This window comes from Bradyrhizobium rifense, assembly GCF_008123425.1.
GTDB lineage: Bacteria > Pseudomonadota > Alphaproteobacteria > Rhizobiales > Xanthobacteraceae > Bradyrhizobium > Bradyrhizobium rifense.
In genome coordinates this window covers 71,656-85,296 of the sequence record NZ_VSSS01000060.1, presented here as the reverse complement: position 1 = coordinate 85,296, position 13,641 = coordinate 71,656, and the positions used below count along the sequence as shown (strand labels likewise).

Annotated in this window: 11 protein-coding genes and 2 pseudogenes; 7 read left to right on the top strand and 6 right to left on the bottom strand. The window is 62.5% G+C overall.

The window, feature by feature from the left end; all coding sequences use genetic code 11:
- Positions 1-16: 16 nt before the first annotated feature.
- From FXB40_RS35440 to dinB, 5 genes are read left to right on the top strand one after another with little or no spacing between them, the layout of a single operon-like run.
- A complete protein-coding gene (locus FXB40_RS35440) occupies positions 17-1,024 on the top strand; it encodes an extracellular solute-binding protein (protein WP_148776918.1) in 1,008 nt (335 codons plus the stop codon).
- Positions 1,025-1,028: 4 nt separating this feature from the next.
- A complete protein-coding gene (locus FXB40_RS35435) occupies positions 1,029-2,090 on the top strand; it encodes an ABC transporter ATP-binding protein (protein WP_148776917.1) in 1,062 nt (353 codons plus the stop codon).
- Positions 2,087-3,724 carry an ABC transporter permease gene (locus FXB40_RS35430; RefSeq protein ID WP_148776916.1) on the top strand — a complete coding sequence of 546 codons (1,638 nt, stop codon included), beginning with the start codon at positions 2,087-2,089 and terminating at the stop codon, positions 3,722-3,724. The genes FXB40_RS35435 and FXB40_RS35430 overlap by 4 nt, the downstream gene beginning before the upstream one ends.
- A gap of 17 nt (positions 3,725-3,741) precedes the next feature.
- Positions 3,742-4,797, top strand: a complete 1,056-nt coding sequence (locus tag FXB40_RS35425) for a threonine aldolase family protein (protein WP_148776915.1) — start codon at positions 3,742-3,744, stop codon at positions 4,795-4,797.
- Between the two features lie 50 nt (positions 4,798-4,847).
- The gene (dinB, locus tag FXB40_RS35420; protein ID WP_148776914.1) at positions 4,848-5,948 is read left to right on the top strand and encodes a DNA polymerase IV; all 1,101 of its coding nucleotides are present in this window, start codon (positions 4,848-4,850) and stop codon (positions 5,946-5,948) included.
- Positions 5,949-5,989: 41 nt separating this feature from the next.
- On the opposite strand, the gene FXB40_RS35415 is transcribed toward dinB, so the two are convergent.
- Positions 5,990-7,114, bottom strand: a complete 1,125-nt coding sequence (locus tag FXB40_RS35415) for a metallophosphoesterase (RefSeq protein ID WP_148776945.1) — start codon at positions 7,112-7,114, stop codon at positions 5,990-5,992.
- 344 nt (positions 7,115-7,458) lie between these two features.
- Between FXB40_RS35415 and FXB40_RS35410 the strand changes: the two genes are divergently transcribed.
- Positions 7,459-8,451: an alpha/beta hydrolase gene (locus FXB40_RS35410; RefSeq protein ID WP_430648174.1), complete on the top strand. Its 993-nt coding sequence runs from the start codon at positions 7,459-7,461 to the stop codon at positions 8,449-8,451.
- Positions 8,452-8,538: 87 nt separating this feature from the next.
- Here the strand turns inward: FXB40_RS35410 and FXB40_RS35405 are convergent, their stop codons facing one another.
- A complete protein-coding gene (locus tag FXB40_RS35405; RefSeq protein WP_246208172.1) occupies positions 8,539-8,919 on the bottom strand; it encodes a hypothetical protein in 381 nt (126 codons plus the stop codon).
- A gap of 359 nt (positions 8,920-9,278) precedes the next feature.
- On the opposite strand from FXB40_RS35405, the gene FXB40_RS35400 reads away from it, so the two are divergent.
- Complete coding sequence (locus FXB40_RS35400) at positions 9,279-10,235, top strand: hypothetical protein (protein WP_148776911.1); 957 nt, start codon at positions 9,279-9,281, stop codon at positions 10,233-10,235.
- A 562-nt stretch (positions 10,236-10,797) separates the two neighbouring features.
- On the opposite strand, the pseudogene FXB40_RS49535 reads toward FXB40_RS35400, so the two are convergent.
- The 4 genes and pseudogenes from FXB40_RS49535 to FXB40_RS50570 all read right to left on the bottom strand — a co-directional run bounded on the left by FXB40_RS49535 (position 10,798) and on the right by FXB40_RS50570 (position 13,636).
- Positions 10,798-11,377 (bottom strand): annotated as a pseudogene (locus tag FXB40_RS49535) (NADPH-dependent FMN reductase).
- Positions 11,378-11,577: 200 nt separating this feature from the next.
- Positions 11,578-12,588: a bile acid:sodium symporter family protein gene (locus FXB40_RS35390; protein ID WP_148776910.1), complete on the bottom strand. Its 1,011-nt coding sequence runs from the start codon at positions 12,586-12,588 to the stop codon at positions 11,578-11,580.
- Between the two features lie 233 nt (positions 12,589-12,821).
- Positions 12,822-13,040, bottom strand: a complete 219-nt coding sequence (locus FXB40_RS35385; protein ID WP_148776909.1) for a hypothetical protein — start codon at positions 13,038-13,040, stop codon at positions 12,822-12,824.
- A 303-nt stretch (positions 13,041-13,343) separates the two neighbouring features.
- Positions 13,344-13,636 (bottom strand): annotated as a pseudogene (locus FXB40_RS50570) (hypothetical protein).
- Between the last annotated feature and the right edge of the window lie 5 nt (positions 13,637-13,641).

Sequence of the window (13,641 nt, the reverse complement as noted above, 5' to 3'; positions counted from 1 at the left end):
CGAAAAGGCGAACACGATGAGAACTCCGGCCTCGATCCTCGCCCGCGGCCTCGCGCTGGCGGTCTCGTTCCTTGCGGCCGGATCGGCCTGGGCCGAGCAGCATGTCGTGCTTTATTCGGCCAACGATGACACCGTGAACAAGCTTGTCGCCGACGGCTTTGCCAAGGCGACCGGAATCAAGCTCGACGTGGTGTCGACGGGATCGGGCGTTCTGGTCCGCCGCATCACATCGGAGGCTGCCAATCCGCAGGGCGACGTGATCTGGGGCGTCAGCGCGACGATCCTGCGGCTGGCGAGCCCGTATCTTCAGGCCTACCCGGCCAAGGACCGCGACGCCGTGCCCGCGCAGTTTCGCGATCCAAAGGACCTCTGGCTCGGCACGAACATCCAGGTCGTCGTGATCGGAGAGAACACCAAGGCGATCGACAAGGACAGCGGGCCGAAATCCTGGGCCGATCTCCTCGACCCGAAACTGAAGGGCAAGCTCGCCTTCACCGACCCCAGCAATTCCGGGTTCTCATATGCGGCCGCCACACTGCTTCTGTCGCATTGGGGAGAAGGCGATGCAGCCTGGACCAAGATGGGCCAGCTGCTTGCGAACGCAAAAGTGCTCAATCGCTCGACGCAGGTCTTTGAAGGCGTCGGCAGCGGCGAATATCCGCTCGGCATCACGCTGGAATATGCCGGCTTCCTGTGGGCCCACAACGGTGCGCCGGTGCACGTCGTCTATCCGGCCGAGGGCACGCACGCCGTCGTCGAGGGCGCCGGCATTCTGAAAGGCGGACCGAACGCTGAAGCGGCCAGGCAGCTCGTCGATTATCTCGCCAGCAAGGATGTGCAGGAGATGTTGCTGAAGGCGACATTCCGGCGGCCTGCGCGTCAGGATATCGATCTCGGCGCCGTCGCACCCGGCATGCTGCCGTTCTCGGCGATCAAGGTGCTGCCCTACGACGATGCCAAATGGGAAGCGGCGCGGCGTGACACTCTCGCGCGGCTGAAGACGACGATCCAGGATACGCGCTGATTTCATGACCGCGATCCGGATCGAACAGCTGACGCGCACCTTCGGCGCGGTGCGCGCGGTGGACAACATCTCGCTCGGTATCGCGCATGGCGAGCTGTTCACGCTGCTCGGGCCGTCGGGCTGCGGCAAGACGACGTTGTTGCGCATGATCGCCGGCTTCGTCGAGGTCGAATCCGGATCGATTTCCTTCGGCGACCGGCGCATCGACAATCTGCCCGCGCATCGCCGCGACACCGGCATGGTGTTTCAGAACTACGCGATCTTTCCGAACCATACCGTGGCCGAAAACGTCGCTTACGGACTGAAGGCAAGAAAAGTCCCGGCGGCCGACATCAAGTCGCGCGTCGACAAGGCGCTCGAGCGGGTGCGTCTTGCCGGCTATGGTCCGCGCTCGCCGCACCAGCTCTCGGGTGGTCAGCTGCAACGCGTGGCCATCGCCCGCGCGCTCGTCATCGAGCCCGCGGTGCTCCTGTTCGACGAGCCGCTGTCCAATCTCGACGCGCAGCTGCGGACCGAGATGCGCATCGAGATCCGTCAATTGCAGCAGGCACTCGGCCTGACCGCGATCTATGTGACGCATGACCAGGAGGAGGCGCTCGCCATTTCCGACCGCATCGCTGTCTTGCGGCAGGGCAAGGTCGAGCAGGTCGACACGCCCGAGCGCATCTACCGGATGCCGCAGACCGCCTTCGTGGCCGAATTCCTCGGCTCGACCAATATGGTGCCGGGCGTTGCAAAGGCCTTCGACGGCCGCAACACCCAGGTCGCCGCAGCCGGAACCGAGTTCACGGTGCGGGGCGAGATCGCTTCGCCTGGCGCACCGGTCCTGCTTTCGCTCAGGCCGGAGGCGTTGCGGCTGGCCGACGGCACCGACGGTCCTCGCGTTCAAGCGCGGCTGGCATTGCGTGAATTTCTCGGCCCGGTGCAGCGTCTCCACGCAACGCTGCCGGATGGCACCCGGATTCGGGTCTCGGCGCTCGGTGGCGCAGCGTTCGATGCAGTGCCCGGCGCGCCGCTTGTTCTTGCCTATGACCCCGCCCAGATCATTGCGTTCCCTGCGCCATGAAGCGCTTCGCCACCATCGTGGCCCTGGGATCCCTGGTGCTGCTCGCGGTTTTTCTGCTTTACCCGCTGGCGCTCGTGCTCGATGCGAGCATCCGGATCGACGGCACCGGCGCCTTCACCTTCGGCAACTACGCCGCGATCGTGAAGAGCCGCTACTATCTTGGCTCCATCGGCAACAGTCTGCTCGCGGCGGCGCTCGCAACAGGCCTCGCTTGCGCGATCGGCATCCCGCTTGCCTTCTGCCTCGCCCGGGTTGATGTGCCGGGCCGCGCGCTGCTGCTGACGCTGGCGTCGCTGCCGCTGGTGCTTCCCTCGTTCGTCAGCGCCTACGCCTTGGTGCTATTGTTCGGCCATGCCGGCGTCGTCACCACGGCCCTGCGCGGGATCGGCATCCCGATCGGCTCGGTCTACGGTATGCCCGGCATCGTGATCGTGTTCACGTTGACGCTCTATCCCTACGTGGTGATGCCGGTGCTGGCGGGCTTTCAGGCCGTCGACGCTTCGATGGAAGAGGCCGCCCGCAATCTCGGCGGTTCGCAGTCCTACGCCGTCCGCACCGTCCTGCTGCCGATCGTGATGCCGGCGATCCTGGCCGGCGGCCTCCTGGTCTTCATCGAGGCGCTGGAGAACTTTGGCGTGCCGGCGGTGCTGGCCGAAGACCGGCCGTTCCTAGCCGTCGACATCTTCAAGCTGTTCGCCGGCGAGTCCGACGCAAACCCGGCGGCAGCGGGCGCACTCAGCGTGCTCCTGATCGCTTGCACCGCGCTGGCGCTGCTCGTGCAACGGCACTATCTCGGCAAGCGTCGCTTCTCGACCAGCGCGCGCAGCGCGCCCGCAAAGCTGGCGCTGACACCGGGATTGCAGCTCGCTGCTGCGATCATGAGCTGGGGCATCGTGATCGTCTCGCTGCTGCCGTTCGCGGCCGTGTTGATGGTTTCGGTCCTGCGCTTCCGCGGCCCGGTCCTGACCTGGGAGCTGGGACTGGACAATTACGCCACCCTGCTCTCCGGCTCCTATCGGCCGTTGCTCAACACGCTGACGCTTGCGAGCACCGCGGCGATCGCGACCATGCTGATCGGCGCGCCGATCGGCTATGTCGTCGCCAGGCATCGCTCCCGCCTGTCGGGACTGCTCGACTTCGTCGGCATGGTGCCATTTGCGGTTTCGGGCACGATCCTGGCGATCGGTCTCATCGTTGCCTTCAACAGCGGACCTATTGTCCTGACCGGCGGCTGGCTGATCCTGGTGATCGCCTATGTCGTCCGCAAGCTGCCCTTCGCCATCCGATCGTCCTCGGCCATCGTACATCAGCTCGATCCCTCGCTCGAGGAGGCCTCGATCAATCTCGGGGTCTCGCCAAGCAGGACATTCGCAAGTCTGACGGTGCCGTTGATGGCGAGCGGTCTTGTCGGCGGCGTTGTCCTGGTCTGGATCACGGCCGCATCCGAGCTGAGCGCGACCATCGTGCTGTATTCGAGCCGTTGGGCGACCACGACCGTCGTCATGTATCATGCGATCGAAGGCACCGGCGCAGGCCTTGCGGCCGCCGCAGCCGCGGTCCTCATTCTCGTCACCGCGATCCCGTTGCTTCTCGTCAACCGGCGCGTCAACAAGCAGGAAGCGACCGTCATCTGACGGCAGGACAGGACGTTATGAACGACACAACCCGGACGCTCCCGAACTTTCGCAGCGACAATGTCGCGCCGGTCGCGCCTGAGATTCTCCAGGCGATCGCGGACGTCAATCGCGGACCAGCCGCGTCCTACGGCGACGACGACTATTCGAGATTGCTGAACCAGCGCTTCTCGGCGCTGTTCGAGACTGAGGTTACGGTTTTCCCCGTCGCGACCGGCACGGCAGCCAATGCCCTATCGCTCGCGGCTTGCGCGCGGCCATATGGCGCGATCTACTGCCACGAAGAGGCGCATGTTCACACCGCGGAAGGCGGCGCGACCGAAGCCTTCACAGGCGGCGCGAAGCTCCTCACTCTGCCCGGCCCGAACTTTCGGATCGAGCCAGGGCTCCTGCGCCAGGCGCTCACCGGGACGGCCTGGGGAGTCCGCAATCGCTCCCAACCCGACGCGGTGTCGATCACCCAGTCCAGCGAATTCGGCACCGTCTACGCTCTCGCCGAGATCGCGGAGATCAGTGCAATCGCCCGTGACAAGGATCTGTCTGTTCACATGGATGGCGCCCGCTTCGCCAACGCCCTGGCGCGGCTCGGCTGCGGCCCGGCGGAGATGACCTGGCGCGCGGGCGTCGACATCCTGTCCTTTGGCGCGACCAAGAACGGGGCCATGTCGGCGGATGCGATCGTGGTTTTCGACCGAGACCTGGTCGAACCTCTGTCCTATCGGCTTCGCCGCGCCGGCCAGACCTGGTCAAAGATGCGCTATGCGTCTGTACAGCTGCTCGCCTATGTCGAGGGCGGCCTTTATCTGCGGCTCGCGACCAAGGCCAATGCCGTGGCCGCGCGTCTTGGCGCGGGTCTCGCTGCGCTGCCCGGCGTTCGGCTCGTTGCGCCAGTCGAAGCCAATCTGGTTTTCATCAACCTGCCCGTGCCTGCCATCAACCGGCTCGCAGCGGCCGGCTTGCCATTCGCGCGACGGGGCCAGGACGTCATCCGCTTCGTGACCCGCTTCGACAGCACCGAACAGGAAGCCGACGAGGTCATCGCGCTCGTCCGTGATGCGACGAGCGGAGGCTGAAGCGTAGGCCAGGCCTCGCGATTCTCACGGCCCGAATGTATCATCCGCGCATGAGAGAATCCGGCACCGTGGAAGGCGACGCAACGCGCGTTCGCAAGATCATCCATATCGACATGGATGCCTTCTACGCGTCGGTGGAACAGCGCGACAATCCTGAGCTGCGCGGCAAGCCCGTCGCTGTCGGCGGTTCGGCCGAGCGCGGCGTGGTCGCCGCGGCGAGCTATGAAGCGCGCAAATTCGGCGTTCGTTCGGCGATGGCATCGGTGACCGCGAAGCGGCAATGTCCCGACCTGATCTTCGTGAAGCCGCGCTTCGAGGTCTACAAGGCGATCAGCCGGCAAATCCGCGAGATTTTTGCCGAGCACACGGAGATCATCGAGCCCCTGTCGCTCGACGAGGCCTATCTCGACGTCACCGAGAACCTGCAAGGCATCCCGCTTGCGCGCGACGTCGCGTTGCGGATTCGCGAGAAGATCAAGGCCGAGACCGGCCTCAACGCTTCGGCGGGCATTTCCTACAACAAGTTCCTGGCCAAGCTTGCCTCCGATCACCGCAAGCCCAACGGTCAGTTCGTGATCTCCCCGGAGATGGGACCCGCCTTCGTGGAGAAGCTGCCCGTCGGCAAGTTCCACGGGATCGGGCCGGCGACAGGTGCGAAGATGAACGCACTCGGCCTGTTCACCGGTCTCGACATCCGCAACCAGACGCTCGAGTTCATGAACGCGAATTTCGGCAAGTCGGGCGCCTATTACTACTGGATCTCGCGCGGCGTCGACGAACGGCCGGTGCGCGCCAACCGGATTCGCAAATCCATCGGCGCCGAGACCACATTCTCGACCGACCTTTTCGAATTCAACGCGCTGGTCGTCGAGCTTCGCCCCCTCGTCGACAAGGTCTGGCGCCATTGCGAGACGACCGGCAGCCGGGGCCGCACCGTCACCTTGAAGATCAAGTTCGCCGACTTCGAGATCATCACACGCAGCAGGTCTCTGCTCGCGCCGGTCACAGGCCGCGACGAACTGGAGCGTCTCGCTTGCGGCCTGCTCGAAATCGAGATGCCGCTGCCGAAACGCGTCAGGCTCGTGGGTGTATCGCTGTCGTCCCTTCAGCTCGGAGACGACGCTGAGCCGCAACTGACTTTTGGCATCTGAGCCGCCTGCGGCGGAACGCTGTCATGCCGGTCGTCACGCTGTCAGGTGGCGGCCACTTGGCGCAGCGTGATCCGTGTCAACTCGGATGGACGACCGAGCCGCAGCGCGAAGCCTGGCCACAGCGCGGTGCCGTTGTTCACGTAGAGGGCCATCCCGTCGACGTCATAGCGACCCGAGACGTAGCCAGCGTTGGCGCGTGCGGCCAATCTATCAATTCCCCAAATCAGCCCGCCGTGCGTATGCCCGGACAGTTGCAAGGCTACGCCGAGTTCGGCGGCATGCCGCGCGTCGCTCGGTTGGTGGTCAAGCAGGATGGCAGGGGCGCCTTTGGGAATGCCCTTGAGAACCGCGGCAAGGTCGCGGACGGCATGACCACCGCGGCGCGACGCCCGGTCGGTGATGCCCGCCAGGACCAACGTACCGCCGTTGCGATCGACAACGATGTGCCGATTCTCGAGCGATAGCAGACCCAACGCGGCGAACTGCGCCATCCACGCGCTGTAGCCGAAGATGTATTCGTGATTTCCCGAGATCACGTAGACGCCGTCGGTCGCCTTCAAGTCCTGTAACGGCTCTATGTCGGTGCGTCGCGCTTCGACCGTGCCGTCGATCAAATCTCCAGTGATCGCGATCAGGTCAACGCCGAGCTTGTTCGATCGCTCGACGACGTTGCGTGCCCATGAAGCAGGAAACAGACGGCTGATGTGAAGATCGGTCAGTTGCAAAATAGTGTAACCGTCGAATTGCCACGGAAGTCCGCGGATCCCGATCTCGACGTCCTTCAGCGGCGGAATCCGCATCGCCTGATGGACACCGATCGCAGCCGCGACGGCGGCCAATGCAGCCAGTCCGTAGCGGACTTTGTCGGGCGCACTCACGACGCCACCATTGAAGGGGATTCCAAGCAGAAGTCCTACATCGAGCGCCAGTTGCAGCAACACCAACAGGACGATCGCGCCCAACGCCCAGTTAAAGAGGGCGACCACCGGACGTGGAAACTCGGGAGAAAATACGGAGCCCGACGAGAGCTTGCTCCACCGGTGAAACTGTAGTGCGACCAATGCGAGCGCTGCCATCACGATCTTGGCCCAGAGCGGCAAATCTATCGGCCATATGAAGCGGGTCAGGATCAGCAGATAGATCAGGCCGATTATGAGTTGGGGAATTGGTTCTCTCCGAGGCCTCAGCGCAGCTTTCTTACACAAAGCCGCCGCGATCGCGACTGGAATAGTTCCGTCGGGTGCTCCAAGGCAACTACATGATCCGGTCGGGGTGGCAACCTGCCCGGGCGTTGCGCCTGGCTGGGGCGGGAGGGATCGAACCTCCGAATGGCGGAACAAAGACCTGTTTGATTGTTCGACGATTTCAATCCGCATTTGGAAAAAGCGGCGTGCGGCACCCGCCCTTTTCTCGCCGCCATCGTCATTCAGGAACGCGCAGGGGGCGGGCTCCCCCAGGGGGCAGTTCCTGAAGGTTCTGCGTGATCATCCAACGTTTAGTGCAACACGAAGTGATTGCGTCCCGCCGTGCGCTCCTTGGCGGGCTTGCGTCCTCAGCCTGCGTTGTCGCGCTGGGCGGATGCGCCAGCTTGGGTGCTACCGGCGCACGCTACGACGCTTCGTCGCTCTCGGTCGACCCTACGTTGCTCGTCGTAACCACGCGCAAGCCGGTGAACGGCGGCCGGTCGAAGCCGTGGTTCGGGCCGGAGCGGGCTCCTACGATGACCGTCGCACGAGCGAAGCTCGTGCCGCCTGGTGACAGCCGTTTCTCTCTGGCTGCAGCCGGACTTGACGATTGGCGTCTTGATGGGGTCGAGCCGGTATCGGGCGATGTCGGCAGTCTTGTCGCGCAGGCCGGCGGCGGACCAGATGTTCTCATCTACGTGCACGGTTTCAAGCAGACATTCGAGACAGCGGCGCTCGATGCTGCGCATCTCTCCGATGGGATCAGGTTCCGCGGCCAGACAATGGTATTCTCCTGGCCCTCGAAGGCTGGACTGTTCGACTATGCCTATGACCGCGACAGCGCAATGTGGTCCCGCGACGGCTTCGAACGCGTGCTGCAATCTGTCGTGACGAGTTCAAGCGCCGGCCGGGTCCACATCGTCGCGCACAGCATGGGAACCATGCTCACGCTCGAAAGCCTGCGCCAGCTCTATGCGCGATCTGGTGACGCCGTTGCGGGCAAGATCGGTGCCGTGGTGTTCGCCGCGCCGGACATCGACATGGACGTGTTCTCGTCGTCGATCAACCGCATCGGTCCGCTTTCGCGCAAGATCACCGTCATCGCCGCAACGAACGACCGCGCGCTGGCGTTGTCGGGGCAAATCGCTGGTGGGATGACAAGGGTCGGCGCTGCCGAGAAGACCGCCATCGAAGGGCTCGGGGTGCGCGTGGTCGATGCGTCCGAGGCAGGCTGGGGCGTTATCAACCACGACCTGTTCCTGTCGAATGCGGAGGTGCGCCAGGTGATACGCCGCTCGATTGATAGCGTGGCCGCGTGAATCCGCCGTGGCCGCGGTTCGTCCGGGCGAGGCTGCCGGGTTTCGTCGGCACGGCGTGTTTGCTCTAACGCACGCGCGGGGTTGGGGCTAGCTCTGACAGCCCGTTGACAGGTTCAATGCCTTGAACAAGCCATCGAAGACGCCTGGCCGGCAGGGCTTGACCTCCGCGACTGGTTTGGCGCGCTTGGCATTCGCAATTGCCTTGGACGTTCCCTGCGCGGGCCGAGGTCTAGGCAGCATGACCGCGAATTTTCCCTCGCTTGCGGTGCGCTGGTGTGGCTCGATGATCTTCAAAGGCCCTTGCGCAACAGTCGCCGTTTGATCCGGCCGAGGCATCGGTTCGCTCAAGGCGACCGCCTGCGGAGGCGCCTCAAATTGCATGTGCGGGGTTTCGAGCCGGTCTGCCGTCGTCAGCGTATCGGCTGAGACGCGTAACCCGACGGTCGCCTGAACGGGCGGCGCGTTCACGGGCTTTGTCATGCGCGGCGCTGTCTCAAGCTCCATCATCGCGAGTGTACCGAAGCCAACGAGGATGAGAGCCGCCTTCATCTGATTTCACGCTTCCCGAACGAGACGCCTCGTTCAAAGCCGAAAAATAAGCTCGCGAAAATCGGAGACCAATTGCAGACATCCAATAAGGCGGCTTGGCGGCAGAACTGAACCAGCCGGCGCGGCCACGGGACAAGATCAGAGACAGGGTTAACGCGGGTCATGCGAACTGGCCTCTTGTGCGGAGTGCTCGCTGTCGCCCACCGACTGGTACCTGAGGCCCCGCTCGAGCTTGCAACGTGCTAATCTGAGGCGGCACTCAGCCCGGACGGTGCACCGTGACCGATGGTCGTCACCCGGCATGGACCGAGGAAAGCCGCTTTCGCGGTGCGCTCGACGATGTGATCATCATCCCGCTTGTTGTTGTCGCGCTCGCCACGAACAAGATCCTGCGTTTCGTTCTTTCGATCTTGATGCGGATGCTTGACTACGCCTTCCCTTTTGCAATGCAGATTGTCTGGCTTCCGCTCTTCGCGGCCAGGTTTGTCGGCGATGCCATCGTTACTGTCATCGATGGTGCGGTGCGCTTTCTTCCCCTGTCCGCCGCGAAGCGTCGACAGTGGGGTAGATCGATTCGCCGAAACTGGTTGTGGTTCCGGCGGAAGATCAGCTATCGAGCGTTCGAACATGCTGTGCATGATGCCTTTGAAGGCGGCATGGCATGGGTGTTCAGAACCTGCCGACATCTCACGCCGAACGCCGCATTGCTCGTGATCCTGTGCGCGGTCCTTTGGCTGCCGATCTCTTTCGGTGCGGCAACGGCGATGCACGCGATATTGCTTGCCAAGGTCACATCCTGGCCAGCCTGGATGCAACTCCTGCATCCGCTCGCAACGGTCATCGCGAAGAGCAAGCTTCTGGTGCTACCGGTCTATCCGGCAGCCTGGCCGCAGGCCAGAAAACATCCCTTCGTTCAGCTCGTCTGCAGGGGCTACGACATCATCAAGCGCGTGCATGTGATCAGGAAGGTCGGCCTTCGCTATCGGCAGGCAGAGATCGCCGGGGTCGCGGCGGTTGAGAGGCTCGAGCGCATTGCCGGCCTCACGTCGGCGGTGAGGTGGTTGCGCGAGGCGCATGTCGCAGAGCATCTCGGCGTCGAGAAGCCCACTCAGGAATTGCGTTCGTTCTTCGCGCGATGGTCCATCAAGTTCTCGGCTGAATATTACGAAGCAAAGGAACGGCAAGCCTCGGCGGTCCCATCACCAAACAGCAGCAAGCCGCAAAGGCCGAGTTGAGAAGGCAATTTGACGAGCAATATCAGCTGGCTGGGGCGGGAGGGATCGAACCTCCGAATGGCGGAATCAAAATTCGCTTGATTATCTAGTGATTTCAAGGCGCATTTGGAAAAAATGGTCAAAACACGCTCCAGTAATTTCAATAGGTTGGCTACTGTTTCCAAATGAAAATGGGGCAGCGATCGATTGAGCAACGCGGCTGCCGTTCAGATTCGCTTAGGAATGGCGCGCGCTATCACGCATGCAAGCCCCTTGAAGTAAGCATCTGAAGATCCCCATAAAGCGGCTAATTAAGAGTCAGCGACGGGTTAAGAACAATCAATGACTTGCTGTCGCACCACCGGGCCTGTCAGACTGAAAATAGGCATTCGTCGCACGACCATAGCGCTTCGTTGGCGCCGCATATTGCCTCGCTATCCACCAAATGGTAGTGCGGCTTCACGGACGGTGACCAACGCCCTTCGCGTCGCGATTGGAAGCGTAGGAGTTTGCCCCAAGGCAAAGGTCAGATTCGTTCTGCTTCAACCTACTGTTCTTCCAGATAGCCTTGGCGACCCGGGCCTCACCGAACCGCCCCGATCGCGGCCAGTGCCGTGGCGCTTCGTGAAAGCTCGATCAATCGATCGACGGGCTGCATTGCAAAGCTGAGGAACGATTGATCCAGTACCCCGTCCGACACCTTTTCCGCGATGTTTCCGATGACGACCTGCGCACCGCCAACGAGGCGAGCTGGGATTGAAAGCAGCGTCTCGTTGACCTGCGCGTGGGCGCGAACACCACCGGTGAAGGCTGGGGACACCGATATCACCAAGACTGGCTTGTCGATCAGAACGGACTTCCCATATGGGCGGGACGCCCAGTCCAGCGCATTTTTAAGGACCCCTGGCATCGTGGTTGTATTCCGGTGTGACGATGATCAAGCCGGCGCTGTACGCCACCGCATTCCGGAACTGCCGCACCTCGAGGGGAGCATGATTTCCATCCTCATCCTCATTGTAGAGTGGAAGCTCCGGACTCAAGAGCTCGAGGCTTGTCCTGCATGGAAGGCTATCGCGCAAACCGGCGAGGGTCGCGCGCGAAAAAGACCCCTTGCGGAGACTACCAGGTAGCCCAACAAGACGGGTCGGGACTACAGACGTCATACGATCTCCATCGCGCTGCACTGATCGGCCACATCGGCAATCGTCCTTGCCGGAGTTTTCGATTGTGACCACCGCCTAAAGAGATAAGGCACGGATTGGCGGCCTCCTTTTCAATTTGCCCGAATCCGTCCAAGAGCCCAAAGACGCCGATCGGCCCTATCCCTTTCATGGGCAGTTGAAAACCGTCGGGACGGCTTTCGTCAGCGCATCACGACGGACCCTGTGTCGGCTGAGGCGGGCGCAGAGAGCTCAGCGCGACGGCCCCATCGCTGGGCCAACGCCGCGCAGACCATCAGTTGAACCTGATGGAAGACCATGAGCGGGAGGATCACCGCGCCCACCGCGTGGGAAGCAAAGATCACCTTGGCCATGGTAACGCCCTGGGACAGGCTCTTCTTCGAGCCACAGAAGATAATGGCCACTCGATCGGCACGATCGAAGCCCAGCCATTTGCCGAGAAGTCCGGTCGTGATCAGGGCGGCGCCAAGAAGGATGCCGTCGGCGACGACCAGCCCCGCGAGCGCAGCTGGCGGAACCTGATGCCACAAGCCCTCGCTGACGGCCGCGCTGAAGGCGGAATAGACAATGAGCAGGATCGAGCCCTGGTCGACCGCGCCAACGATGCCGTCGTGACGCCCAATCCATTCGCCAATGAGCGGCTGGAGCAGCTGTCCGCAGACAAACGGCACGAACAACTGCAACGTGATCTGCCCGATCGCATCCCAGCCTGAGGCCGCGCCGCCGTGATTTGAAAGCACGAGGCCTGCCACGAGCGGCGTGACAAAGATGCCGATGATGCTTGAAGCCGAGGCGCTGCAAATCGCCGCCGGAACGTTGCCCTTCGCGATGGCGGTGAAGGCGATCGAGGATTGGACCGTGGACGGCAGAGTACAGAGAAACAAGATGCCGGCGTAGAGCGTCGGCGTCGCAAGCTGAGACAGGATCGGCCTGAAAGCCAGGCCGAACAGCGGAAACAGCACGAATGTCGTCAGCAGCACCAGGGCATGCAGCCGCCAGTGACCTGCCGCAGCGATCACGGCTTCGCGCGACAGCTTTGCTCCATGCAGGAAGAACAGCAAGGCAATGGCGAGGTCGGTGAGGTGATCCACCACCAGCGCCGCCGTGCCGCGGCATGGCAGCTCGCTTGCCGCGACGACGGTCGCGATCAACGCCAGGGTGAAGTTCTCAGGCAGGAACTTGGGTCGAGACATGCTGATGATCTGTTCGCCGGGACCGGCTTTGAACTAGCGCGATCGCGAAGTCAGCGCGCCTTTCGGGGTAGCGCAAACATGCCCCAGTGAGAACAACTGATCCATTCGTCATTGTTGGTCGCGAACGCAGATGTCGATGTGGTGGCGTTCATGGTCGTCTCCTTACATTGTACGCACGATTTAGAAGTAGGGAGCGGTCAACCCGTCACCATTAAAACTCCATTCAGGCGCGCTTACTGATTGGCCGGCTGTCGCGAGAGCAGAACGACATTGGCGCGCGACGATGCGATTTCCGACTCCGGATCCGGCCCAGCCTGAACCAGACCATCATGACGCAGCGAGACCTCCGAAAATGGCAATGCGGCCGCCCGTTCGAGCAACGCGCGCAATTTCGGGTGAAGACCTTCGCCGCGCGAAGCCGCGAAGGCGCTGAACTGATGAAAAGAGCACATTGCCGGAACTCCTGGGCTGCGGGCACTCGACAAATCAATCACGGACCGCACAACCTGGTTTTGGAACCGCGCGCAACGTTGTCGATAGAGTGGAAGTATGAGTCCGCGCTCAGATTTCGATTAAATACGAATTCATTCGCTGGCACGGCGACCGAATTCGCGTGGGGACTCAGCTCGCGGCGATGACACCACACGGCATGCGAGGCGTCGCGTCTCGGCCAGACCATCGGTCAACGCCGATCCGTGCTCGTCGACGGGGCGCATGCCTCCGCAACGAGCTTCGAGACGTGGCGGCAGTTCTCGCTACCTGCGAACAGAAGGATTGGTGTTGCGCCAAGTGGGCACTGCGTTTGTCACGCCTACCGAAGGCCAGTTGTACGACCCCACGAGGGTGCGGTGACAGTTCCGACAGACGTTCCGGATGTCCCATAGGTCCCGGATGGCGATGTCGACAGTCCGGACGTCCCATAGGCAGCAGATTGCATTGTCGACACATCGTGCCTCAAATACGTGTAGCTCTTCGCTTCCGCAGCAAAGGGCGCAATCGCAAGCCCTACAGTTACGAAGGCGGCAGTCACAAATTTGGTTGTCGTCATGATCG